General features: G+C 42.9%; 27 protein-coding genes. 10 read left to right on the top strand and 17 right to left on the bottom strand.

What is annotated here, in order from left to right:
- Window positions 1-42 precede the first annotated feature (42 nt).
- The gene (locus ICN28_RS07115; RefSeq protein WP_216287382.1) at window positions 43-237 is read left to right on the top strand and encodes a hypothetical protein; all 195 of its coding nucleotides are present in this window, start codon (window positions 43-45) and stop codon (window positions 235-237) included.
- 65 nt (window positions 238-302) lie between these two features.
- Here the strand turns inward: ICN28_RS07115 and groL are convergent, their stop codons facing one another.
- Together groL and groES are read right to left on the bottom strand one after the other, a co-directional pair.
- Window positions 303-1,955 carry a chaperonin GroEL gene (groL, locus tag ICN28_RS07110; RefSeq protein ID WP_216287381.1) on the bottom strand — a complete coding sequence of 551 codons (1,653 nt, stop codon included), beginning with the start codon at window positions 1,953-1,955 and terminating at the stop codon, window positions 303-305.
- Between the two features lie 29 nt (window positions 1,956-1,984).
- Window positions 1,985-2,275 carry a co-chaperone GroES gene (groES, locus tag ICN28_RS07105; protein ID WP_216287380.1) on the bottom strand — a complete coding sequence of 97 codons (291 nt, stop codon included), beginning with the start codon at window positions 2,273-2,275 and terminating at the stop codon, window positions 1,985-1,987.
- A gap of 272 nt (window positions 2,276-2,547) precedes the next feature.
- Here groES and ICN28_RS07100 point away from each other — a divergent pair, with 272 nt between their 5' ends.
- The 4 genes from ICN28_RS07100 to dacB are packed head-to-tail and all read left to right on the top strand — an operon-like array spanning window position 2,548 to window position 7,240.
- Window positions 2,548-3,399 carry a hypothetical protein gene (locus ICN28_RS07100; RefSeq protein ID WP_216287379.1) on the top strand — a complete coding sequence of 284 codons (852 nt, stop codon included), beginning with the start codon at window positions 2,548-2,550 and terminating at the stop codon, window positions 3,397-3,399.
- On the top strand, window positions 3,396-4,019 hold the full coding sequence (locus ICN28_RS07095; RefSeq protein ID WP_216287378.1) for a response regulator transcription factor: 624 nt from the start codon (window positions 3,396-3,398) through the stop codon (window positions 4,017-4,019). The genes ICN28_RS07100 and ICN28_RS07095 overlap by 4 nt, the downstream gene beginning before the upstream one ends.
- A 1-nt stretch (window position 4,020) precedes the next feature.
- Window positions 4,021-5,604 carry an ATP-binding protein gene (locus tag ICN28_RS07090; RefSeq protein ID WP_216287377.1) on the top strand — a complete coding sequence of 528 codons (1,584 nt, stop codon included), beginning with the start codon at window positions 4,021-4,023 and terminating at the stop codon, window positions 5,602-5,604.
- 52 nt (window positions 5,605-5,656) lie between these two features.
- Window positions 5,657-7,240, top strand: coding sequence for a D-alanyl-D-alanine carboxypeptidase/D-alanyl-D-alanine-endopeptidase (dacB, locus tag ICN28_RS07085; RefSeq protein ID WP_216287375.1), 1,584 nt, complete (start codon window positions 5,657-5,659; stop codon window positions 7,238-7,240).
- Between the two features lie 14 nt (window positions 7,241-7,254).
- On the opposite strand, the gene ICN28_RS07080 is transcribed toward dacB, so the two are convergent.
- The 9 genes from ICN28_RS07080 to ICN28_RS07040 form a co-directional block, all read right to left on the bottom strand.
- Window positions 7,255-8,325, bottom strand: coding sequence for an L-threonylcarbamoyladenylate synthase (locus tag ICN28_RS07080; RefSeq protein ID WP_216287373.1), 1,071 nt, complete (start codon window positions 8,323-8,325; stop codon window positions 7,255-7,257).
- An 8-nt stretch (window positions 8,326-8,333) separates the two neighbouring features.
- A complete protein-coding gene (locus ICN28_RS07075) occupies window positions 8,334-9,512 on the bottom strand; it encodes a 5-(carboxyamino)imidazole ribonucleotide synthase (RefSeq protein ID WP_216287371.1) in 1,179 nt (392 codons plus the stop codon).
- Window positions 9,513-9,515: 3 nt separating this feature from the next.
- Window positions 9,516-10,013, bottom strand: a complete 498-nt coding sequence (gene purE, locus ICN28_RS07070; RefSeq protein WP_216287370.1) for a 5-(carboxyamino)imidazole ribonucleotide mutase — start codon at window positions 10,011-10,013, stop codon at window positions 9,516-9,518.
- A 42-nt stretch (window positions 10,014-10,055) separates the two neighbouring features.
- The gene (locus ICN28_RS07065) at window positions 10,056-10,949 is read right to left on the bottom strand and encodes a phosphoribosylaminoimidazolesuccinocarboxamide synthase (RefSeq protein WP_216287369.1); all 894 of its coding nucleotides are present in this window, start codon (window positions 10,947-10,949) and stop codon (window positions 10,056-10,058) included.
- 7 nt (window positions 10,950-10,956) lie between these two features.
- On the bottom strand, window positions 10,957-12,021 hold the full coding sequence (gene fba, locus ICN28_RS07060) for a class II fructose-bisphosphate aldolase (RefSeq protein WP_216287368.1): 1,065 nt from the start codon (window positions 12,019-12,021) through the stop codon (window positions 10,957-10,959).
- A gap of 22 nt (window positions 12,022-12,043) precedes the next feature.
- Complete coding sequence (pyk, locus tag ICN28_RS07055) at window positions 12,044-13,477, bottom strand: pyruvate kinase (RefSeq protein ID WP_216288179.1); 1,434 nt, start codon at window positions 13,475-13,477, stop codon at window positions 12,044-12,046.
- A complete protein-coding gene (locus ICN28_RS07050) occupies window positions 13,474-14,688 on the bottom strand; it encodes a phosphoglycerate kinase (protein WP_216287367.1) in 1,215 nt (404 codons plus the stop codon). The genes pyk and ICN28_RS07050 overlap by 4 nt, the downstream gene beginning before the upstream one ends.
- A gap of 76 nt (window positions 14,689-14,764) precedes the next feature.
- Window positions 14,765-15,094: an AzlD domain-containing protein gene (locus ICN28_RS07045; RefSeq protein WP_216287366.1), complete on the bottom strand. Its 330-nt coding sequence runs from the start codon at window positions 15,092-15,094 to the stop codon at window positions 14,765-14,767.
- Window positions 15,091-15,810 carry an AzlC family ABC transporter permease gene (locus ICN28_RS07040; protein WP_216287365.1) on the bottom strand — a complete coding sequence of 240 codons (720 nt, stop codon included), beginning with the start codon at window positions 15,808-15,810 and terminating at the stop codon, window positions 15,091-15,093. The genes ICN28_RS07045 and ICN28_RS07040 overlap by 4 nt, the downstream gene beginning before the upstream one ends.
- A gap of 132 nt (window positions 15,811-15,942) precedes the next feature.
- On the opposite strand from ICN28_RS07040, the gene ICN28_RS07035 reads away from it, so the two are divergent.
- From ICN28_RS07035 to ICN28_RS07020, 4 genes are read left to right on the top strand one after another with little or no spacing between them, the layout of a single operon-like run.
- Window positions 15,943-16,863, top strand: a complete 921-nt coding sequence (locus tag ICN28_RS07035; RefSeq protein ID WP_216287364.1) for a branched-chain amino acid transaminase — start codon at window positions 15,943-15,945, stop codon at window positions 16,861-16,863.
- 18 nt (window positions 16,864-16,881) lie between these two features.
- A complete protein-coding gene (locus ICN28_RS07030) occupies window positions 16,882-17,073 on the top strand; it encodes a zinc-finger domain-containing protein (RefSeq protein ID WP_216287362.1) in 192 nt (63 codons plus the stop codon).
- 1 nt (window position 17,074) lies between these two features.
- A complete protein-coding gene (gene waaF / locus ICN28_RS07025) occupies window positions 17,075-18,091 on the top strand; it encodes a lipopolysaccharide heptosyltransferase II (protein ID WP_216287360.1) in 1,017 nt (338 codons plus the stop codon).
- Between the two features lie 6 nt (window positions 18,092-18,097).
- Window positions 18,098-18,532, top strand: a complete 435-nt coding sequence (locus ICN28_RS07020; RefSeq protein ID WP_216287358.1) for a nuclear transport factor 2 family protein — start codon at window positions 18,098-18,100, stop codon at window positions 18,530-18,532.
- A gap of 27 nt (window positions 18,533-18,559) precedes the next feature.
- On the opposite strand, the gene ICN28_RS07015 is transcribed toward ICN28_RS07020, so the two are convergent.
- Window positions 18,560-20,137 (bottom strand): M48 family metalloprotease, encoded by a 1,578-nt coding sequence (locus ICN28_RS07015; protein ID WP_216287356.1) that lies wholly within the window; start codon window positions 20,135-20,137, stop codon window positions 18,560-18,562.
- Between the two features lie 98 nt (window positions 20,138-20,235).
- On the opposite strand from ICN28_RS07015, the gene moaC reads away from it, so the two are divergent.
- Window positions 20,236-20,712 (top strand): cyclic pyranopterin monophosphate synthase MoaC, encoded by a 477-nt coding sequence (moaC, locus tag ICN28_RS07010; protein WP_216287354.1) that lies wholly within the window; start codon window positions 20,236-20,238, stop codon window positions 20,710-20,712.
- Between the two features lie 15 nt (window positions 20,713-20,727).
- Here the strand turns inward: moaC and ICN28_RS07005 are convergent, their stop codons facing one another.
- From ICN28_RS07005 to sucC, 5 genes are all read right to left on the bottom strand, one after another.
- Window positions 20,728-21,558, bottom strand: coding sequence for a hypothetical protein (locus ICN28_RS07005; RefSeq protein ID WP_216287353.1), 831 nt, complete (start codon window positions 21,556-21,558; stop codon window positions 20,728-20,730).
- 177 nt (window positions 21,559-21,735) lie between these two features.
- Window positions 21,736-22,209, bottom strand: coding sequence for a pilin (locus ICN28_RS07000; protein ID WP_216287352.1), 474 nt, complete (start codon window positions 22,207-22,209; stop codon window positions 21,736-21,738).
- A gap of 134 nt (window positions 22,210-22,343) precedes the next feature.
- A complete protein-coding gene (locus tag ICN28_RS06995) occupies window positions 22,344-23,045 on the bottom strand; it encodes a TerC family protein (RefSeq protein WP_216287351.1) in 702 nt (233 codons plus the stop codon).
- Between the two features lie 77 nt (window positions 23,046-23,122).
- Window positions 23,123-24,016, bottom strand: coding sequence for a succinate--CoA ligase subunit alpha (sucD, locus tag ICN28_RS06990; RefSeq protein ID WP_216287350.1), 894 nt, complete (start codon window positions 24,014-24,016; stop codon window positions 23,123-23,125).
- Window positions 24,017-24,041: 25 nt separating this feature from the next.
- Window positions 24,042-25,202 carry an ADP-forming succinate--CoA ligase subunit beta gene (sucC, locus tag ICN28_RS06985; RefSeq protein ID WP_216287349.1) on the bottom strand — a complete coding sequence of 387 codons (1,161 nt, stop codon included), beginning with the start codon at window positions 25,200-25,202 and terminating at the stop codon, window positions 24,042-24,044.
- Between the last annotated feature and the right edge of the window lie 192 nt (window positions 25,203-25,394).

Below are 25,394 nucleotides of genomic sequence, written 5' to 3'. Positions count from 1 at the left end.
GCCTTCGGGCGGTTTTTTATTGCCTACTTTTTAAGATGTGATTTGTTGAGTATGATCTTGGATATGAACATCAAGAAACGTTTATCCCTTGCCCAGATGAAAAGACAGGCTTTAATGAAAGCTGGTATCGCACCTAGCTCTTATGGCGAGAAGAAAAGAACTCAAGTGGTCTTAAGTAAAAAGACTAAAGCAAGTAGCCGCAAACAGAAACACAAGCACCTTCATAATTTGCACTAAGGATGTGGATGGAGGTATAAAAAAAGGCACCGCATGCGGTGCCTTTTCCATGAGCTGGGGCTCAATTACATCATACCGCCCATACCACCCATACCGCCGCCCATGCCGCCCATATCAGGCATACCGCCTGGTGCGTCGTCTTTTGGCGTATCAACAACAGCGCAATCCGTTGTCAACAACAAGCCAGCAACAGAAGCTGCGTTAATCAATGCAGTCTTAGTTACTTTAGCTGGGTCAATCACACCCATTTCAACCATATCACCGTATTCACCAGAAGCAGCGTTATAACCATAATTGCCTTTACCAGCAGCTACGTTATTAACAACAACACTTGCCTCGTCGCCTGCGTTTGAAACAATGGTACGTAATGGCTCTTCCATCGCACGTAATACGATGCTGATACCAGCGTCTTGATCAGGATTGTCACCCTTAAGGTTCATGATCGCTTGCTTAGCGCGAACTAGAGCAACACCACCACCAGCAACAATACCTTCTTCAACCGCTGCGCGTGTTGCATGCAATGCATCATCCACACGTGCTTTCTTTTCTTTCATTTCAACTTCAGTAGCAGCACCAACGCGTAGAACTGCAACACCGCCTGCTAATTTAGCAACGCGCTCTTGTAGTTTTTCACGATCGTAGTCGCTAGTTGCTTCTTCGATTTGTGCACGAATCTGCTTAACGCGAGATTCAATGTTCTTAGCATCACCAGCACCGTCAATAATCGTTGTGTTTTCTTTACCGATTTCAACACGCTTAGCTTGGCCTAGATCATCCAAAGTTGCTTTTTCTAATGTCAAACCAACTTCTTCAGCAATCACTTGACCACCAGTCAAGATAGCGATGTCTTCAAGCATAGCTTTACGACGATCACCAAAGCCTGGAGCCTTAACAGCACAAGTCTTCAAAATGCCACGGATGTTGTTCACTACCAATGTTGCCAATGCTTCGCCTTCGATATCTTCAGCAATGATCAACAATGGACGACCTGATTTAGCCACTTGCTCCAATACTGGCAACAAGTCACGGATATTGCTGATCTTCTTGTCGAACAACAAAATGAATGGGTTTTCTAAAACAGCCACTTGCTTCTCAGGGTTGCTGATGAAGTATGGTGAAAGGTAACCGCGGTCAAACTGCATACCTTCAACAACATCTAACTCATCGGCCAATGATTTACCGTCTTCAACAGTAATCACACCTTCTTTACCCACTTTTTCCATTGCCTCAGCAATACGCTCACCAATGCTGTAGTCGCTGTTTGCAGAGATAGAACCTACTTGAGCGATTTCTTTAGTTGTGGTGCAAGGCTTGCTGATTTTTGTAATTTGCTCGATAGCTGCAGTCACTGCTTTATCGATACCACGCTTAAGGTCCATTGGGTTGTGGCCTGAAACCACAAACTTCATACCTTCACGAACGATTGACTGAGCCAATACGGTTGCAGTTGTTGTACCGTCACCAGCGTTATCCGCTGTTTTAGATGCAACTTCCTTTACCATCTGTGCACCCATGTTTTGTAGCTTGTCTTTAAGCTCAATCTCTTTAGCAACAGACACACCGTCTTTTGTTACTAATGGGCCACCAAATGAACGCTCTAGAACAACGTTACGACCTTTAGGTCCTAGAGTTACTTTAACTGCGTTAGCCAAAATGTTAACGCCTTCGACCATACGCGTACGCGCGCTATCGCCAAAAAATACATCTTTTGCTGCCATGTGAATTCCTTTCGATGTCTCTAATTAAATTACTTCTGAACAACAGCCATGATGTCTTCTTCACGCATCACTAGAAGCTCATTGCCATCAACTTTCACTGTTTGACCTGCATATTTACCAAACAAAACACGATCACCGACTTTAACGTCTAGAGGGATTGATTTGCCTGCGTCATCTTTCTTACCTGTGCCTACTGCAAGAATTTCACCTTGATCAGGCTTCTCTGCAGCTGTTTCAGGAATAACAAGACCTGATGCAGTTTTCGTTTCGTTGTCCAAACGCTTGATGATCACACGATCATGCAAAGGGCGTAGATTCATATTGACTCCTTCAATAGGTTAGTAAGCGTTAACTTATTAGTTAGCAAAAACAATTAATTATAATTTCCATAACAAGTTTTAATATTTTATTAGCACTCTATATGGTTGAGTGCTAATTATAGGGATGCTACCCCGCCTTTTCAAGGGTTGCAGTTCACTCCCAGGTTAAAAAAAGTTAAATCACAGCAGCAGCAAAGCCCAGCAAGAGGCTGAAATACTCCCTTTACATGCGCAAATTAAGTGTAACTAATTGATTTTTATTGGATTTATATATGACACCAAAATCACGTTTGTATTCTCTAGTTAGAAATTGGAGTAAAAAGCCTCAGCGATCAGTGAGAGATATCAGCCCCCATCAGACCTATAAACTCTCTGAGGAGCCTGAGAATGAACAATTGCTTCAATGGTCAAAAGCTCAAGAGCTCTCTTTTGAGCTCGTGCTATCGACACAAGATGAATGCATCCAGGCGGTCATCATGCAATCCATCCAAGAATCCCTCTTAGATGATGTGATTCGAGTCTTTCATCAAGGTGTTCAGGCAGCTGCCTATTGGCATAGCTTTGCGAAACCGACTCCCATCATGTTTCCACTCAAGGTGGAATGGCTAATGAACCCCAATGTGATGGCAGGCATCCAAAATGCCCTGTTTAACTGCCACCTCCCCATCGGATTAATTCAAATAGGCATCGTTGATAGAGCAGCAGCGCAGCAAACCTTATCCCTACAAGACGCCATCATTAAATTGCAAAGGATGGGCATCTTATTGCACCTTCTCAATTTTGAAGGTGCAGAAGAGGATTGCCAACTGATCCACGATCACTCATTTACACACATTCATTTAAAAGACTCGCTGATTCGACAAGCAATTCCGGGGAGCCTTTGCGAGAAGAAATTAATTCATCTCAATCAGATGATTCATAGCTATGGATCTCAATCGGTTGCAGGTCCTATCAAACTTCTGCACGACAAATCAGTAGCCAAAAAGCACATCATGGATGCCTATTACGGCCCCCACATCATGCCAGCGATGACATTGCATCAAGTTATCAAATTAGGAAATCGAAGACAAGAAAAAATAGTGGCCAAGAGTCTGGTTAAAAAAGATAGTCAGTCCATCGTATGAGAAAAAAAGTGCTATTGGTCGACGACCACCCCGCCATGCTGTGGGCTTTAAAAAATATGCTTTCTGACTCGGTTCATTTTGACATCATTGGCGAGGCTACCAATGGTGAAGAGTGCATTGAATTTTCAAGAAATCAAAAAGCAGACTTGATTATTTTAGATATCGATATGCCTCAAACGGACGGCTTAGAGGTTATCAAAAGGCTAAAAATAATTTCACCAAAATCCAGAGTCTTGGTTGTATCTAGTCTTGATCCACAAATCTATGGCGGAAGAATTAGAACCATTGGAGGTCATGGCTTCATCAACAAAACAGCTAATTCAGACATCATCATGGCGGCCTGTATTGCAGTGTCGCAAGGCTACACTTTCTTCCATACAAACCAAAGTGGGCAAGAACTAAGTAGCGATGAAGAAATTATTTCATCATTCTCACCAAGAGAGTTTCAAGTTTTGAAATACTTGGCTGATGGCTATAGTAATTGTGATATTTCAGAATTTCTTCACATTAGCAATAAAACAGTATCGACATATAAAAACAGGATCTATCGAAAATTAGGCGTTAATAACATTGCGGAACTGATCGCTTTCTGCAGAAATAACAAGGTTGTAGACATCTAATATGCTCACAGACATTGAAAAGGTTGCAAGCCTACTAACGATTGCGTGCGTCTATTTAATTTATAAAAATAAAAAAGCATTCAAACTTATTGATCAGCTAAAGGATCAAACAGCGTCTCTCAGGGAACTGAATCAATATAAAGGGGAAGCGCTGTCCAATATTAGCCATGAAATAAGAACCCCTATCAGTGCGATCTTAGGTGTACAAGAAAAGATACTGAGGGGCAAAGCCCTCCCAGCTCATGAAGAGAAAATATTAGCGAGTGCACATGCTTCCACCCACTCCATGCTCGACATCCTCAATCAAGTATTGGATGCTGAAAAAATTGCAAAAGGTAAATTGCAATTGGAGGAAGAGCCTTGCGATGTCAAAAATCTTCTAAAACACATTGAACGAACTTTCGCAGAAACCATCAATAAATCAAAAGTTACATTTGAAACAAGCATTTGCTCCGAAATAGCCGATAGCTTATTAGTTGACGGAACAAGACTAGGTCAAATTCTTCACAACCTATTAAGCAATGCCATTAAGCAGACAGCAGAAGGTCAAATTACATTGGTGACGAGAGTCATTGCCAATGATCATTTTGGTCAAGTTATATATTTTGAAATTGCTGACACTGGATCAGGCATGAATCTAGAAGACATTGATCGTTTAAGACAACCATACGAACAAAATCAACAACCTGTATATCAGTTTTCCAAGCTGGGATCAGGTTTAGGACTACCCATTACAGATCAGCTTTTAAAACTCATGGGGAGTTCATTAATCATTGAGTCAGCTCCTAATCTGGGCAGTAGCTTTAGCTTTTCATTGTCACTTAGACGATCCATTGATCAACCCAAATATGGATCCATCAAGTCAACACAAGGTGCACCAATGAATTCAGTTCCACTGAACCAAACAGTTCTGGTTGTAGATGACCACACCCCCAGTAGATTAATTACAGAATCACAATTTAAAGATATGGGTTACTGTGTTCATAGCGTCCCGGATGCTGCTACAGCAATGACTCTAATGAATAATCATTCATTTGATATGGTGGTGACTGATTTCTCAATGCCCGGTATGAGCGGTCATGAATTGGCTAAATTAGTGAGACATTCAGAGCAGGGTCGTCATATTCAGATTTATGGCATTACAGCTCATACAGATGGCTCCAAAGAGCTACTGAATGAACTCTGCCAGTTTGACAATATCTTAATCAAACCAGCCTCCATCAAAGACTGGCAACGAGAGATTCATTTAAAAATAACCTACAGGCAAAATCTAGAAAAAATAACTAGCAATGATCCAAAAATATATAAGATTATTGCTGAAGAGGTTTTGATGCATCAAAGCTCTGCGTTAAACCTACTCCTACCCCTTCTATCCGAAACAACCAATACATCGAGTGCAATTGAAATTTCACAATTGGCACACAAGCTTTTAGGTGGCGCAAAACTAATGAATGATGAGAGCCTGATCAAAATTTGTGAGCGCATGAATAAAAATCATAAGCTCATCAACGCCAGTTCTATAAGTGACTTATGCATTGCTCTTACAAAGTCAAACAACATACTCCAAGACCTACTTGATAGTTAGAAGGGGCAAACACCTCTTGGCTAATACACAGTTTTAGCTATAGTATTTAGTTATGAAATTAAATGCAGTTAATACATTTTTAGCTTTATCCCTAATGTCTTGGAGTACAGCATCCTGCTGGGCTAATGCGCCATTCAATCAAGCTAACCAGCTTCCAGAGTCAGTTGCTAAAGCCATTAAAAAAAGTGGTATTCCAGGACAATCCATCTCCATCTCTGTTGACAAAATCTCTTATCAAAATCAACAAGGCCCCTTATTTACAACTCAAAAATTAATTCATTGGCAGGAAAACTCACCGATGAATCCGGCCTCTACCATGAAGTTGGTGACAAGCTTGGCTGCAATGGAAGTACTAGGGCCACAGTATCGCTGGAAAACAGACTTACTAACGAATGGAAAAATTCAGAATGGCTTACTCAAAGGTGACCTTCTTATAAGAGGCAGCGGCGATCCAAAACTGATTCCAGAAGAAATTAACAAGATGCTTCTAAATCTTCAAAGTATGGGCGTCAAAAAAATTGATGGCAACTTGAGCTTAGACCGCAGCGCTTATGAAAGCTCAGTTAAAGAAACCTCCTTTTCTGATGGAGAACCAACCAGAGCCTACAACGTTGCCCCAGATGCCCTGCTCTTTGCATTTAATAGTTTTAGCTTTCAGTTTTATCCCAATACTCAAAATGATGTCGTGGTCATCAAGCAGACACCCCGAATGGCTAATTTTAAAATTGACAACAATTTAAAAATTGTCGAAGGACCATGTTTAGATTGGCGTAAAGATATCAACATGTCTTTAACTCAATCTACAAATGGTTCTTGGGTAGCTTTGTTTGACGGAGCCTATCCCAGCGGTTGTCAAAATGCTACCTGGAATGTTGTTGCCAGTGATAGTGATAGTTTCTTCATTCAGAGTTTCATAGCAGCGTGGGAAGATATTGGTGGCACATGGGTTAAAAAGCCAATTTTAAAAACCCATGACCCTAAGAGTGAGTTCAAACCGATTGTTGCGCATCTTGGTGTTCCGCTTTATGAATCAGTCAAGGACATTAATAAATTTTCTAATAATGTAATGGCCAGACAAGTAATGTTAACCATGGCTCTTGAGAAAACAGGCAAACCCAGCAACACCAATAATTCGATGAAAATCATCAAGGAATGGTTGATAAGTCGCCAATTAAATATGCCAGAGCTAGTCATTGAAAATGGCTCTGGATTGTCTCGCATTGAAAGAATTAGTAGTCAACATTTAAACCAAATTCTACTTCTTGGCCTTAATTCTCGAAGTAAAGATTACTTTTTAGAGTCATTACCAATTGCTGGCTTTGATGGCACGATGAGACATCGTCTTTTAGATAAATTCAGAAAGTATGTGCCCAATAAAAAAGAAGTCACAGCCTTACAAAGCAATACGGCCAACTTTCCCAATAGCCTGAAGAAATACGGTGCTTTTATCAAAACCGGATCATTGGTTGATGTGCGATGCATCTCAGGCTACGTCGTTAGTCGTTCAGGCCATGTGTATGCCGTCACATCATTCATCAACGACCCTAATGCCAGAAATGGCAGGGGCATACATGATGAGGTATTAAGCTGGTTACTGGATGATGGGCCTATTCATCAAAATAATAAAGCGCATTAGGCTTGGGGTTTGATTTAGGAGCCCGAACCTACAACAGCTCTAGCCAATCTATCTCTGACGGCATCCCATTCACCATCAGCAGGAAGACTCTGGAATGCGATCAAATCATATTTAGATTGATCTAACTCGCGCAATAAGGAATAAAGTTGTCGCGCTAAATCTTGAGGATTACTTGGGATTGTTATTTCGGTTACTTTCGCATTTTGAAGGTTCGGTAAGTCATTTGAGCGATCAGCAAAATGCACCCATGCAAGCTGAAGATCAGAACCTGTTTCGTGATTAACCAGCTTTAACTTTTGCTCAAGTTCACCGAACTCGTACAACATCATCTTTGTTCTTGGTGCGTAATGCGCACTCAAGCTACCCGATACTCTTGGTGCTTTTTCATTTTGTGATAACTCAGCAGTTTTGGGCAGTTCAATATCTTGACTGAATAAGACTTTAAGAATCATGCTCTGAGTTATAGCCCCTGGTCTTAAGACCACTGGGCCATGCGTATCCCAACGACTTAAATCCACAATGGTTGACTCGATACCAACTTCGCATGGACCACCATTCAGAATAAGTAGTGACTCGCTTGAAAATTCATCGCGAACATGTTGCGCCGTTGTTGGAGAAATTTTCCCAAAACGATTCGCTGAGGGCGCAGCCAAACCTCCACCAAAAGTTTGTAGCAAGGCCTGTGCAATGGCATGATCAGGGCATCTAAGACCTACGGTATCTTGACCGCCCGTAATTTCAGAAAGTACATTTTTAGATTTTGGCAAAATCATTGTTAATGGGCCAGGCCAAAATGCTTTTGCTAACGCCAGAGTTGCTGGTGATATATCTCTCACCCAAGGCAAAAGGATCTCTTGCCAAGCATCATCTAATTTTTTATGGTGATGATTCTCAAATGCTGGGGCAGGCTTGGCAATATGAACAATTAAAGGATGCCCTGCTGGGCGACCTTTGGTTGCGAATATCTTATTAACGGCACTGACGTTGCTGGCATCTGCAGCAAGACCATAAACAGTCTCAGTCGGTATAGCCACGAGCTGCCCATTTCGTAATGCCTTGACTGCTCCCTCAATGAGATCTGGCATAGAGTCAGTTAACGCTTGATGCGTAAAATCTTGATAGCCTGATCACAAGCATGGGTCACATCTCCAGCAGTTAAGCCCACAAAATTGATATGGCCCATTTTTCGAGCAACACGCGGCTCCGCTTTGCCATAAAGGTGAAGCTTGGCGCAGGGATTGGCTAAAACCTCATTCCAACTTGGCTCCACTTGAGAGCCAGTGCTTAACCATTCATCACCTAAGATATTGAGCATGATGCTTGGCTGCACCAGCGCCGTACTTCCTAGTGGCAAACGCGCCATAGCACGGACTTGCTGTTCAAACTGACTCGTGACACAGGCATTTTGAGTGTAATGGCCGGAGTTGTGCGGTCTTGGAGCAATTTCATTAGCCACAATATCACCACTCTTTAATACAAAAAACTCAACACAAAGCACACCCACATAATCTAAGCGACGGATAATGGCTTTAGCTGCCTCAATGATTTTTGTTTCTTGATCAGGCTTTAAAGATGGTGCAGGCACCGTCGTTGTATGCAGAATGCCATTCTTATGAATATTTTGAGCAACTGGATAGGCCAGTACTTCATCATCATGACCACGCGCTACCAATGCAGAAACTTCAAAATCTAAATCCATACGCTTTTCTAAAACACATGGAACCTTGCCGAATGTATGCCAAGCGTTTTCTAACTCAGCATGCGTATGAACAGTCACTTGACCTTTACCGTCATAGCCCATGCGAGCTGTTTTTAGAATGCCTGGCAATAAAGCATCCGTTACTTGCGCCAGATCTGCATCTCGCTCGATCACCAAATGAGTTGCAGGGCCAATTCCAGCCTCTGCTTGCCATGTTGCTAAAAACTTCTTTTCTGTAATCCGATTCTGCGCAACGGATACACCGCTGCTTTTAGGTGCCACATAAACACCCAAGGCCTCTAATTGATCAAGTGCTTGAGCAGGTACATTCTCAAACTCGGTACTAGCTGCAGCACATAGCTGAGCCATTTCCTTAAGTGCTGCTTGATCGATGTAATCAGCCTGAATATGCTTCTCAGCAACTGCGCCAGCAGGGCTATTGGCGTCTGGGTCTAATACACAAACCTTGTAGCCCATTGCTTGCGCTGCATGCGTAAACATACGGCCCAATTGACCGCCACCTAGGATACCCAAATAAGAACCCGGCAAAATTGGATCTAAACGGTCCGCCATAGATTAAGAATGTCCCGGTAGATTCATTGCACGAGCCTTCTCAGTTTGTTGAGCTCTAAATGCTGTTAATTTTTGAGCGAGACCTTGATCATTCACTGCCAAATTAGCAATCACATGCAATGCAGCATTGGCCGCACCCGCTTCACCAATTGCAAAAGTTGCAACAGGAACACCTTTAGGCATTTGCACGATGGAGTAAAGAGAATCTTCACCACGTAAATACTTGGAAGCAACAGGCACACCAAAAATAGGAATGATCGTTTTAGATGCCAACATGCCTGGCAAGTGCGCCGCACCACCTGCGCCAGCAACAATTGCTTTTAATCCGCGCTCAGAGGCTGTTTCAGCGTAAGCAAACATATCATCAGGCATACGATGAGCAGAAACCACTTTAGCCTCATAAGGAACGCCAAACTCTTGAAAAATTTGGGCAGCCTGTTGCATGGTCTCCCAATCTGAATTGGATCCCATCACAATACCTACTAATGGCTTTTGGCTCATATCAATCCTTTAATACTTTTTGTAATTTTTACAATTCAGCTGTTAGGCCGTTAAAGTTTCTAATGCTTCACGGTACTTCGCAGCTGTTTTTTCAATGACATCACTTGGCAATTGAGGTGCAGGAGCTGTTTTATCCCATAGCTTACCGTTCACCAACGCAGCCTCTAACCAATCGCGCACGAACTGCTTGTCAAAAGAGGGTGGGTTAGATCCTACTTGATAAGAGCTAGCAGGCCAAAAACGTGATGAATCAGCAGTTAAAACCTCATCCATCAAAACCAAATTACCTGCCCCATCTAAGCCAAACTCAAACTTAGTATCGGCAATGATGATGCCTTTTGTAGCGGCATAGTTAGATGCCTCTTGGTACAAACGAATACTCACATCTCTAATTTTGGCTGCTAACTCGTGACCAATACGCGCCTCTACTTCAGCATACGAAATATTTTCATCATGCTCACCAACATCTGCCTTAGCAGCTGGCGTAAAAATTGGTTCTGGTAATTTTTGAGCATTTTGTAGACCAGCTGGCAACTCAATACCGCAAACCGAACCCGTTGATTGATAGTCTTTCCAACCGCTTCCAGACAAATATCCCCTTACAACGGCTTCAACCATAATTGGCTTCAAGCGTTGCGTCACAATAGCTCGACCTTTAACCTGATCCACTTCATCAGCAGATACGACCGTCTCTGGAGCAATGCCAGTTAAATGATTCGGAATCACATGAGATAACTTGTCAAACCAAAAGTTAGCCATTTGATTGAGCACGATGCCTTTACCTGGAATAGGTTCGCCCATTACCACATCAAAAGCTGACAAACGATCTGTTGTAATCATTAATAACTGATCATCACCAATGGCGTAGATATCACGAACCTTACCTTTTGAAATTAAAGGTAAGGACTTAATAGACGATTCATAAAGAGCTTGCATGGATACCTTACTTAACTAGTTGAGCCAACTGACCAGATTTGTAGCGTTCAGCCATCTTTTCCAATGGAATAGATTTAATTTTTCCGGCTTGACCTTCACAACCAAATGCAAGGTAACGAGCTTTACAAATTTCTTTGGCCGCCTCACGAGCAGGCTTCAAATAATCTCTTGGGTCAAATTTACTTGGGTTTTCAAATAAATATTTACGAATAGCAGCTGTCATTGCCAAACGAATATCCGTATCAATATTGATTTTTCTCACGCCATGTTTAATGCCCTGCTGAATCTCTTCAACAGGAACACCATAAGTCTCTTTCATGTCACCACCAAATTCGCGAATCATCGCTAATAACTCTTGTGGAACACTAGAGGATCCGTGCATAACCAAATGCGTATTCGGAATACGTTGATTGATTTCTTTGATGCGATCAATTGCCAGAATGTCGCCTGTTGGCTTTTTCGTAAACTTGTACGCGCCATGGCTGGTGCCAATCGCAATAGCTAACGCATCACACTGCGTTCTCTTAACAAAGTCTGCAGCCTGTTCAACATCCGTTAATAACTGCTCACGAGTCATCGCACCTTCTGCACCATGACCGTCTTCCTTGTCACCCATCATCGTTTCCAAAGAACCCAAAACACCAAGCTCAGCTTCTACAGTCACGCCAATTGAATGGGCAAATTTCACAACCTCTTGGGAGACAGCCACGTTGTATTCATAAGAAGCAACCGATTTGCCATCATCCATCAAGGAGCCGTCCATCATCACCGATGTAAATCCAGAACGAATAGCCGCCATACAAACAGCAGGACTTTGCCCATGATCTTGATGCATCACAACAGGAATATGCGGATAAGCCTCTACTGCTGCATCGATTAAATGGCGTAAAAATGCTTCGCCTGCATATTTTCTGGCGCCCGCTGAGGCTTGCATGATGACTGGTGCATTAAGTTCATCAGCTGCTGCCATGATCGCTTGAACTTGCTCAAGATTATTCACATTAAACGCAGGTAAGCCATACGTGTTTTCTGCTGCATGGTCTAACAATTGGCGTAAAGATACGAGTGCCATAACTATTTCCTCAAATTAAAATTTATTTCACATCTACAATTTTTAGCGTATTAGTTCCGCCAACTTGTCCCATTGGCTCGCCAACAGTCAAAACAATCTTGTCACCAGACTCAACAACGCCTAGCTTTTTAATACGTGTTTCTGCTTGTTCCAAAGCTGTATCTCGATCATTACTCGTATCCAGATGCAATGGATGAACATTCCGGTACAAGGCCATTGTTCTTTGGCTAGCCAACTTCGTTGTCATAGCAAAGATAGGCACCTGAATTTTATGACGGCTCATCCATAATGCAGTTGATCCTGAGTCAGTTAATGCTGCAATTGCTTTAACCCCCAAGTGGTACGCTGTAAACAAGGCACCAAATGCAATGGATTGATCAATTCGAGTGAACTTTTGATCGAAGAAATCCGCATCCAAATGATGAACCTCTGTTTTTTCAGCCTCTAAACAAATAGCGGCCATTTGCAAAACAGTCTCAACCGGATATTGACCCGACGCCGTCTCTGCAGACAACATCACAGCATCCGTGCCATCCAAGACCGCATTTGCCACATCACTCACCTCAGCACGCGTTGGCACTGGATTCACAATCATGGACTCCATCATTTGCGTTGCTGTAATTACCACTTTGTTGGCCTCGCGAGCCATGCGAATCATTTTCTTTTGCAAAGCTGGCACAGTCGCGTTACCTACTTCAACAGCTAAGTCACCACGCGCCACCATGATGCCATCACTAACTTCTAAAATACCTTCAAGAACGCCAGGTAAAATTGCTTCAGCACGCTCGATTTTGGCAATCAACTTGGTTTTATGTCCCAACTCTTTTGTAGCTTGATTAGCTAAGTCGCGAGCAATTTTCATGTCATCGGCATTTTTAGGAAAACTGATTGCAATGTAATCAGCGCCCAAACCTACAGCCGTCTTTAGATCTTCTTTGTCTTTTTCAGTTAAAGCTGGAGCAGTTAACCCGCCGCCCGCACGATTAATACCTTTGTTATTGGATAGCTCACCACCCAACTCAACAATCGTATGGATACAACTACCTTTAACATCTTCCACGCGAATGACTAAAAGCCCATCATTGAGCAATAACTTATCACCCACGCGAACATCATTCGGCAAATTTTTATAATCAAGGCCAACGCGATCTTGATTACCTAATACACAATCAGCATCCAGCGTAAACTTTTCACCAGCCTTGAGAATAATTTTGTTATTTTCAAATTTACCTACACGAATCTTTGGCCCTTGAAGGTCAGCCATAATCGCCACCTCGCGACCCGCCGCCTTAGAAACCTCGCGAACAAGTTGTGCTCTTGCTTGATGATCCGCGGCCGTACCGTGTGAAAAATTCAAACGCACGACATCGACGCCAGCGTCAAATAGCTGCTTTAAAATTTCAGGGCTGCTTGATGCAGGACCTAGAGTTGCAACAATTTTTGTTGCACGCATTATGGAGTTGCCCTTTCAACCAAAATAGCAAAAGCTGGCAAAGTTTTACCTTCCAAGAATTCCAAGAAAGCGCCGCCGCCAGTTGAGATGTAATCGACTTGCTTTTCAATACCGTATTTAGCAATCGCAGCCAATGTGTCACCACCACCTGCAATTGAAAATGCTGGTGAGTGCGCAATGGCAGCAGCAAGCATTTTTGTACCACCACCAAATTGATCGATTTCAAAAACACCAATTGGACCATTCCAAACAATTGTTCCAGCATGAGCAACGATGCTTGTTAACTCAGCCGAAGTCTTAGGACCCACATCTAAAATCATGTCATCTGCCTGAACATCTTGTGATGCCACTCGGTTAGCACGAGCCAAAGGAGATAACTCGTTCGCCACCACCACATCCACTGGGATAGGAACGCTGGCGCCACGCTTAGCCATCATGTCAATAATCGCTTTTGCTTCCTCAACCAAATCAGGCTCCGCCAACGAACGTCCAATTGGCAAGCCAGCGGCCAACATAAAAGTATTAGCGATACCACCACCCACAATCAACTGATCTACTTTTTCAGCGAGTGATTTCAAAATAGTTAATTTGCTAGAAACTTTAGAACCAGCAACAATCGCAACCAATGGTCGCTTCGGATCCGTTAATGCCTTGCCCAATGCATCTAACTCAGCTGCCATCAAGGGGCCCGCACAAACCACACTGGCGTACTTTGCCATGCCATGAGTTGTCGCTTCAGCGCGATGGGCTGTTCCAAATGCATCATTGACGTATACATCACAAAGCTTGGCCATTTTTTGAGCCAGCTCATCATTATTTTTTTTCTCACCAACATTCAAGCGACAGTTCTCCAAAAGAACTAAGTCACCTGGAGCAATATCAAAACCACCATCCACCCAATCCGTGATGAGAGGCACTTTTCGACCTAATAACTCCGCAATTCTGTGCGCAACAGGCGCTAACGTATCTTCTGGCTTGAACTCACCCTCGGTTGGCCTTCCTAAATGGGATGTCACCATCACAGCTGCACCCGCATCAAGCGCTAATTGAATTGCTGGAATTGAAGCTCGTATACGCGTATCTTCAGTAATATTTCCGACATCATCTTGAGGAACATTCAGGTCTGCACGGATAAAAACACGCTTACCTTTGAGTTGACCGGATTGAGCTAAGTCTGAAAGACGGTTAAATTTAAGTTGGGATGAGCCAGGCATGATAAGTTGGGTTTAGACCAAAAAACTAGAAGCTCTAATTTTACCTTTTTACGGCAGTTACACGGTATTTTTTGACCTAAAAAATCCTTAGCGTAGTAAAGGCTAACATTCCCAAAAAAATGGTCAAAATCATACTTTTAGAGATCAAAAAAGCCAGCATTCCGGTAAGCCCACCCCATAGATGGGGGCTCGTCCAGTCAAAAGCCTGTATGGAGTTCATTTCTGGACTCAAAAATACCTCTGGCACGATGATCGCCACCAAGGCGGCCGCTGGCGCATAACGCAAAGGCGCTTGCAAGCTATCCGGCAATTCAACACGACGCCCCATGATCAAGAAGAACCCTCTCGTCAAGAAAGTGACCCCCATTAACCCCACTATAACCACCCAAATTTCAAAAGAGGTCATACTTCGGACCTTTGTTTTTTAGCCATTAATTGCTTATCTGTCGCCATTCCAACTATAACTGCCGTTAAAATAGCCAAAATAAGGTTTAACTTGTAAGGCAAGCTGACAGCAATAATTGCCACAGCTGCTGCACTACCCGCTGCATATTTTGCTGATTTTGACTCAATCATTGGCATGACTATCCCGATCAAGGCCAAGGTACCAGCAAAACCTAAACCCCAACCTTCAGGAATAAAGCTAGATAAAAGAATCCCCAGGATTGATCCAGTTTGCCAAATGGTCCAATTGGTTAGAGACATGCCCAAATAAAAGGGGAGGCGGCAGGAGTCAGCGGTTACAACGGGGTAACGGGATATGAAAAATGCAAACGTAAGATCACCATTTAAATACCCGATCACAAAGCGCTGCCACAGAGATTTATCTTTGAAATGCGGCTGAATCGCTGCGCTGGCGATTACAAACCTCAGATTCACCACAATCGCAGTGAGCCAGATCGTCCAAATGGGGAAATTACCAAGAATCAACGGCAACGCCGCTAATTGAGCTGACCCAGCAAAGACCAATAGTGACATGCCGATGGATTCAGCCAAACTGATACCCGACCCTGCCATAGCCACGCCAGTCACCAATGCCCATGTCAATATTGCAAAACCCGCACGAGACATCCTTTGTGAGCCCTCAAAAAACGCTGCTTTTTGCTGCACCGACCAACTCACAATAAATTCCCTATCCAAATGGCATTGAATTTCGATTATAGGTAGAGATAAGCCCATTGGCATAGCGGTCAGAGCTTGGCTGTTTTACAATGCGGATTCAACTAATTTTTCTCAGAATTTAGGAAATACACCATGTCAATGGCAAATCGTGATGGCTTTATTTGGATGGACGGCAAGTTAGTGCCATGGCGTGATGCCAACATCCACGTTTTAACTCATACCCTCCACTATGGCATGGGTGTATTCGAAGGCATCAGAGCGTATAAAACCGATGCAGGCACTGCGATTTTCCGTTTAGAAGAACACGTTCACCGATTATTTAATTCCGCAAAAATCTTCCAAATGAAGATGAACTACACGGAAAAAGAAATTGTTGCAGCAACCCTATCCGTTGTTAAAGAGAACAAGTTAGCCTCTTGCTACATTCGCCCTATCGTATGGATTGGCTCAGAGAAACTAGGCATTTCCGCAAGAAACAACACCACACATCTCGCTGTTGCAGCATGGGAATGGGGAGCTTACTTAGGTGAAGATGGTTTAAATAAAGGTATTCGAGTTAAGGTATCTTCATTCACAAGACATCATGTGAACGTTTCACTGGTTCGTGCTAAGGCATCGGGCTACTACATCAATTCCATTCTTGCTAACCAAGAAGTAACCGCTCAAGGCTACGATGAAGCATTGCTTTTAGATACTGATGGTTATGTTTCAGAAGGTTCTGGCGAAAACGTTTTTATTGTTAAAAATGGAATCGTATACACACCTGATCTCGCATCATGCTTAGATGGCATTACACGCGATGCTATTTTCACAATCGCTAAAGATCTTGGCATTGAAGTTCGTGAAAAGCGTATCACTCGCGATGAAATGTATTGCTGTGATGAAGCCTTCTTCACGGGTACAGCAGCAGAAGTAACACCTATCAGAGAACTGGATGATCGCATTATTGGAGACGGTAAGCGTGGCCCAATCACAACAAAGATTCAACAAGTATTCTTTGATGCAGTTGCGGGCAAAAACGATAAGTATCGCCAGTGGTTAACCATCGTATAAGCTGCCCAGGAAATTGAAATGAGCGAAAAGAATATTGTTCAAGTAGATGGTCATAAAGATCTACCCTTGCACTGTCCCAATAGCCAGGCTGCCAGCTGGAATTTACATCCACGTGTTTTCTTAGATGTCACTTCCACTGGCCAAGCCAAATGCCCCTACTGCGGCACTCAATACCAACTCATACCTGGCACTGCGCCACACGGTCACTAATATGACAAAAATTCTCATCATTGCACCCAACTGGATTGGTGATGCGGTGATGACTGAGCCGCTCATTACAAAGCTCAAAGAAATTTACCCCAGCTCTTCTATTGATATCATGGCAACACCATGGGTTGCTTCTATCATGCGAGCCATTCCAGCAGTAGATGAAGTGATTATCGCCAACTTAAATCATGGCGCTATTCAATGGGCAGAACGAAAAGCGATTGCCCAACAACTGCAGCAAAAAAATTACAGCCACGCTTATATTCTTCCCAATAGTTTCAAATCAGCGCTCATTCCTTGGCTGGCAAAAATACCTCACCGCATTGGTTACCGTGGAGAGTTAAGGTGGGGGCTCATCAACCAAGCGCTTGATAATCCATCACGATCGCACCGCCCCCCTATGTCAACGCATTACTTTGCGTTATCTAAGGCACCAAGCACTTCTACGCCAGAACCAATGCTGTCACTTCCTCCTGAAGTTTTAATTGCTACGCAACAAAAACTCCAGGCACTAAAAAACCATGAACAACTCTTTGTAATTTGTCCTGGTGCGGAGTATGGCCCAGCCAAACAATGGCCCACTGAACATTTTGCAAAATTAGCAGAACAACTGGCAGTTGAGAGTGCTAACAATCTTATTCTTATTTTAGGCAGTAAAAAAGAAGCCCCTCTAGGTCAGGCTATTTCTCATTTAAGTCAGCATCCTGATCAAGTTATCAACTGGTGCGGAGAAACATCGCTGGATGAAGCGATAGCCTGCATTAGCTTAGCAGGTTCTGTGATCAGCAATGACTCAGGCCTCATGCATATCGCAGCTGCATTTAAACGCCCTCAGGTGGCTATATTTGGTTCTAGCGATCCAAGACACACGCCGCCGCTGTCATCCAAAGCCAAGGTGCACTGGCTACACCTAGAATGCAGTCCTTGCTTTAAAAGAGTCTGCCCGTTGGGGCATTCAAAATGTTTGGTAGACATTACCCCCTCAGAAGTCCTAAACTCTGTTCATCAATCCATTCAATAGAAAATCATGCCTAGTCAAGCCCGCCTGTTCCAATTACCTGATGAAGTTATTGATGCATGGCGTGAATCATTGCATCGCAATGATCTTGATGGCTCAATCGACCTATGGATGGATGAGGATTCGATTACATGCATCCTTCCAGGCGGCAAACGCTTAACGGGTCATGCAGAGCTCAGAGAGGGTTTAAAGAAAATATTGGAAGATCACTTCCTGTGGCTCGACCCGATTCAAATGATTGGTCACACGGCGATCGGAATTGCCTTCTTTGACTCAACAGAAGCTGTGCGCCTTCAATCAGATCAAGTAGAGCCTGAGTTCTTTCTCAACTTCACCTATATTTTGGTGCAAGGACCTATGGGATGGAGAATCGCCCATATTCATTCAAGCCCAGCTCAAGAAGAGCACATACAACTTCCAAGCACTATTCACGGCTTTCATTAAAAATTGAAATAAGCTTCAATTTTTAAGCTACTGATTTTGTCGATTGTTTTTTAACTCTTGGCGGTAAGAATCCTGAATCTGACGCGCACGCGCATCAATTTCTGATATTTGATAAAAGTCAGCATCGCCAGCTAGCTTAGCAAGCTTCATTTGCTCTATAGCGCCAACCCAAGCTCCTTCAGTGACATACTTTTCAGCAAGCGCAGCATGCTGAAGTGCTTTTTTACCAGATTGAGCATAGGCTTGTGCGAGTAAAGACCACCATAATGTTTCATCAGGTCGAGATCTTGATTGAGTTTTCAGCCATGCAATGGCTTGATCATATTGTCCACTCTTTAATTGAGCATTAACCGTAGTCACATTGAGTGCTCTTGATCTTGGGTAAATAGATTTCACTTGAGATAACTGCTTTAGCGCGGCCTCATGCTGCCCCCTGGCCATTAAAAGATCGATGCCCGTACTCTCAATTGCCAAACTGTATTTTTGGATAGGCGAGCCTTGAGACACTAAATTTTGCAGAATAATTCTGGTTTTCTGAAGTTGCCCCTCCGCGTCATTAAGACGACCTTGCTTCAAACTCAGTAAAGTTAAGCCATATTGCCCTTCAAGCTGCTTAGACAAATCAGGCTTTCTTGCAAGACTCTCAAAATATTGTTTGAGCTCTGGGTAATTGCTAGAGCTACTTGTCTGAGTTAAACGAGCTCTTGCTTTAAGTAAATAAAACTCTATCGATGAAAATACTTTTTTACTAGGTAGATCTCTTACACGATCTTGCATGTCAGCAATACGATCGGTAGTTAATGGATGACTTCTTACATAGCCCGGAACACCACTTTCCATAATGCTATTAGCTCTTTGCATTCTCTGGAAGAAATCAGGCATACCCTGTACATCAAAGCCCCCCGATTGCAAAATTTGAAGCCCCACACGATCCGCTTCTCTCTCGGCATCTCTTGAGTAGGATAATTGATTTTGAATCGCCAAAGCTTGACCACCCATAGCGATACCTTGAGCTGCATTAGGATTCCTACTAGCAGCAATAACAGCCAAGAAAATTGATGCCAAGGCAATCATCGAATTAGTGCCTTGTTGCCCATACATACGCGCGATATGCTTTTGGGTAACGTGTCCAATCTCATGGCCCAGCACCGACGCCAACTCAGACTCTGATTCTGCAGCGACAATTAATCCTGTATGAACCCCAATAAAACCGCCCGGCAAAGCAAATGCGTTAATCGTTCTATCACGAACACCAAATAACTCAAAATTAATGGCAAAAGTGCCGCTACCATCTAAACCGGGAACTCCATCTTTCCTGGCAGCTCGTACCAGCGCCTGGCCAATCGTATTGAGGTAATCGTAAAAAATGAGATCATTTGAAAAGTCAGGATCTCGTCGAATCTCCCGCATGATCCGCTCACCCAATTGACGCTCATCTGCTGGAGATAAAGCAATACTGGATGAATCACCCAACTCGGGCAGAACTAAAGATTGCTGAATGGGTCGATTGACCTGAGGGATACCGGCAGAATTAGGACTAGAGCGCATGGCACGATCAATGTTGTCTTGTGCAATCCGATTGTTATCAGTTTGAGCCCATAACATGGCTGGCTGAAAGATAAGAGCCAGGGAAGCCGCTATGACTTTTTTTGTTATGGAATAATTTTTCTTACTCATATCCTCAATTATGGTACAAATCACCCATGAATAAGTTAACTCATTTTGATGAAAGTGGCCAAGCCCACATGGTTGATGTTGGGCAAAAAGCCCATACACATCGTATTGCTACTGCAACTGGCAGCATTCAAATGCAAAAAAGCACATTTGACATGGTTGTTTCAGGCTCTCATAAAAAAGGGGATGTGATTGGTATCGCCAGAATAGCGGCGATTCAAGCCACGAAAAGAAGTCCTGATTTGATTCCTTTATGCCATCCTATTGCACTCACCCGTGTCGCTGTAGAGTTCCAAACGGATGAAAAAACCTCCAGCATTCAATGCACAGTCACCACAGAAACTGTCGGGCAAACTGGTGTTGAGATTGAGGCCCTCACAGGCGTCCAAGTCGGCTTACTCACCATTTATGACATGTGCAAAGCCGTAGACCGTGGCATGGTGATCAAAGAAGTGAAGTTACTTGAGAAGAGTGGTGGCAAGTCTGGCACTTGGGTTGCAGAGTAACTTGTTATCCAGTTATCAAAATCTCAACCCAATACCCAACTTATAAAAAGTTGACTTAGTTGTGCTGTCCGGCTCATAAAACCCATTATTTGGAATCGATTGCCCATAATCAAAATTGATTTTAGAAACTTCTATCTGACCAAATAAATATTTTGTAAATAAATAATTTGCTCCTAAGCCTAATTTTGAGTAACTAGAATTACCCAATGGGGCTGAAAAGTTCACCGCACCTCTTGCCTCAATCCTAGAGTTAAATGTTTTTCCATATAAAGCATCCATTGAGACCACCAAGTAATTAGTCAAGGCTACCTGCCCAACCAAACCAAGGCCGTAATATGAGTGCTGATAAGTTTCATCATAGGTATTAAGTCCTCTAAGCCAATTTCGACTGCTGACCTCAAAATATGGAGAAACTAGAGTTTGGGAGCCAATCTCAAAACCCTTCTGATATTTCAAGCCATAGTTTGTGATTCTGGCATTATCTTTAGTACGAACGGACCCATAGCCAGAGCCCCCAACCATATACTGCCCAACATAGTCAGTCTGACCTTTGTATCCAGATAGATTTAACTTCAGATACTCATGATCAAACATGTAATTTTTTACTAAGGGGACAGATATCTCTATGCCTGGCAATGCGCCTTTTTCGCTATTAGAAATTTCACCACCTTGATATTCTTTGTAATCAAGATGTTGAGATGAGAGCAACACAGTAATTTTTTCATTAACATCCCTAATTGCACTTATATCAGCAAAAGCAGCACCATTTGCTGATACCAAAATACCAAGCAATAGCGTTCTTAAAAACTTCGCAATACCTAACTGAAAGTTATTAACTATTTTCATCTTTTACCGATCTATAAGTGACTCACTCCCAAAATAAAGAGCGACTTAATTCATTCTAACAATATCAATTTAACTAAATAATAGCCTTTATTTGCTGAAACTTAAGATATGCATTGAAGAAAAATTAAAAAAGGGTATGCACTGCATACCCTTTTTGTTTTTGACTACTGCTCTAACTTACTTACAATCAGCTGGCAATAATTTTTGCGGCAAAGTTGTTGCAGGAGATTTACAGGACCAAATGCCAGCCCATGGCTGTGACTTGCCGCTACTTAAGTCTACGGCTTCAATCACATCAGAACTAGCATTATTAACAGGTATGATATTTAGGATATTTGAGCCTTCAGGGGCAACACTGGATTGATAAACAACAGTGATCGCGCCAGTCTTTTCAATCTTCACCTCTTTAACGCTATGCGTTGTTGCACTCTTGAAGGTTTCTTGAGTGGCTTCACTCATATCTGTAGCACCCTTACCAGAGTAAACCTCAGTAATAGCTAGCTTTGCTGCCGCTGCCAAACTCAAACCTTCAGCAATGCGAGTTTTAGCAATGTAGTCCTGATACTTTGGCACCGCTAGCGCAGCAAGGATGCCAATGATGGCAATCACCACCATGATTTCAATCAGGGTAAAACCGTTTTTATTTTTCAAAATTCGCTTCTTTTTTTCGATCATTTCAGTCCTCTCGTTGGTAAGGCACCATCATGTCAGATGATACCTACCAAGAGAGCTGATTAGTTTGTCAGAAACTTCTGGTTTTTGTTTTGAATCAAAACAACAGAAAATTATTTCTTCTTTTTCAATTGTCTTTTCATCACTTCACCATAGCCCATGACTGCCAAAGCAGCCACAACACCTGCTACGGTTCCATAGTTCTCAATGCCAGCACCAAGGTACTTAATTAAGCCTGGATCAGAGAAAATCATTCCGCCCGCAATCCATCCTAACAAGCCAGCACCCAAAGTCACAATCCATGGGAAACGATCAATCAAATAGAGAACGATCTGGCTACCACCCACGATTAATGGAATTGAAACTAATAAACCAAACACAATGTATCCAAATTGGTGATGAGCAGCATCGACTTGACCAGCCGCTCCTGCAATGGCGATCACGTTATCTACGCTCATCGCAATATCAGCCACGATGATAGTTTTAACAGCCGCCCACAATTTATCGGAGGCTTCCAGCTCATGGCCATCATCATCTTCTGATTGCACCATCAACTTGTAACCAATCCACAACAACAAAATACCACCTGTGAACTTCAAGAATGGGATTTGCAATAAAGTCACCGCAAATGCTACCAAGGCGATGCGCAAGATGATCGCACCCGCAGTGCCCCACATAATGCCTCTTCGTCGTTGATTAGGATGCAAGTTGCGGCAAGCCAATGCGATCACCACCGCATTATCACCACCCAATAAAATATCGATCATGATGATTTGAGCAATCACAGCCCAATCAATCGTTGCTAGAAATTCCATGTCATCCTCATTATTTTGTTTTTGATGAAACAAAAACGGGAGCTAGGCTCCCGTTATTTTTGCCCCTAAAGCGAATATTACAACAATGCTTTAAGTAATTTACCCATTTCTGAAGGGTTACGTGTCACTGTAAAGCCACACTCTTCCATCACGGCTAATTTGGCATCTGCCGTATCAGCGCCACCAGAGATCAAAGCACCTGCGTGCCCCATACGCTTGCCTGCAGGAGCTGTCACACCAGCAATAAAGCCAACAACTGGTTTTTTCATATTAGCCTTGCACCAACGAGCTGCTTCAGCCTCATCAGGACCGCCAATTTCACCGATCATGATTACCGCATCTGTATCTGGATCATCATTAAAAGCTCTCATCACATCAATATGCTTGAGACCGTTAATTGGGTCGCCACCGATACCCACTGCTGAAGATTGGCCAAGACCAATTTCTGTCAATTGAGCAACTGCTTCATACGTCAATGTTCCTGAACGGCTAACCACACCAATACGTCCTTTACGGTGAATATGACCCGGCATAATGCCGATCTTGATTTCATCAGGTGTAATCAAGCCTGGGCAGTTAGGACCTAATAACAAAGTCTTTTTGCCGCCTTTAGCTTCTTTAGCAGCCATTCTGTTACGAACTTCCAACATATCGCGAACAGGAATACCTTCTGTAATACAAATTGCTAGATCTAAGTCAGCTTCAACGGCTTCCCAAATCGCAGCAGCTGCACCAGCAGGTGGCACATAAATAACTGAAACTGTTGCACCTGTTTCAGCAGCAGCTTCTTTCACTGATGCGTAAATAGGAATATCAAAAATTCTCTCGCCTGCTTTTTTAGGGTTTACGCCAGCAACAAAACATTCTTTGCCGTTTGCGTATTCTTGACACTTTTCAGTGTGGAACTGACCTGTTTTGCCAGTGATACCTTGAGTAATAACTCGTGTGTTTTTATTAATAAGAATAGACATTTAAATTCCTTTCGTGGCCTGAGGCTTACTTAACTGCTGCAACAGCTTTAGTCGCTGCTTCAGCCATCGTGTCTGCACTAATAATCGGCAGGCCAGATTCAGCCAACATTTTCTTACCGAGATCTTCGTTAGTACCTTTCATACGCACAACCAAAGGTACACTTAAGTTCACTGCTTTACAGGCTGTAATCACACCATCAGCGATCACATCACACTTCATGATGCCGCCGAAAATGTTAACCAAAATAGCTTTAACATCTTTATTCTTCAACATGATTTTGAATGCTTCAGTTACTTTTTCTGCTGTAGCACCACCACCAACGTCCAAGAAGTTAGCTGGCTCACCACCAAACAACTTGATCGTATCCATTGTTGCCATTGCCAAACCTGCGCCATTGACCAAACAACCGATATTGCCGTCTAGTGAAATGTAGGCCAAGTCAAATTTAGAGGCTTCAACTTCAGCTGGATCCTCTTCATCCAAATCGCGGTAAGCAACGATTTCCGGATGACGGAACAATGCATTCGAGTCAAAATTGAATTTAGCATCCAAGGCTTTAATGCCGCCGTTACCTTCAAGAATCAATGGATTGATCTCAACCAATGATGCATCTGTATCCATATAAACTTTGTACAAGTTTTGTAGGACTTCTTTAGCTTGCGCTTGTGATGCTTCTGGAACTCCAATTCCTTGGGCTAATTTAGCTGCATCAGCATCCGTTAAACCGATCAATGGGTTTGCGAATACTTTGATGATTTTCTCTGGTGTTGAAGCTGCAACCTCTTCAATATCCATACCGCCTTCGCTTGACGCCATGACAACAACTGATTGCGTTGCACGGTCTGTCAAAATACCAACGTAATATTCTTTCTTGATGTCAGCGCCATCTTCAACTAATAAACGGCGAACTTTTTGACCTTCAGGACCGGTTTGGTGAGTTTTTAACTGCATACCCATAATTTGAGATGCATAAGTTTTGACTTCATCAAGACTCTTGGCTACTTTAACGCCGCCGCCTTTACCACGGCCACCAGCATGAATCTGTGCTTTGACAACCCATACTGGACCGCCTAACTTTTTAGCTGCTTCAACAGCCTCGTCAACGCTATGCGCTGGAATACCGTTTGGTACAGGTACATTGAACTGACGTAGGATTTCTTTTCCTTGATACTCATGGATCTTCATTGAGACTCCCTCTTTAATAGTCGCAAAATATTAATATTTTTAACTTACTTAACTCTGTCTTTTACGGCTTTTTACTAACTTAGCCCTCTATTATCGCTTTTTCGCTAAGTGTTAGGTCTTTTTTCGATATTTTTATCATTTATCGATATCCAAAGCCTTATAAAACAATCATTTCAAGTATTTTCACTGATC

This window comes from Polynucleobacter sp. 30F-ANTBAC, assembly GCF_018882385.1.
In the GTDB taxonomy this organism is placed as follows: domain Bacteria; phylum Pseudomonadota; class Gammaproteobacteria; order Burkholderiales; family Burkholderiaceae; genus Polynucleobacter.
Note: the sequence above shows the minus strand (reverse complement) of the source record. Positions and strands in the feature narration are given on the sequence as shown.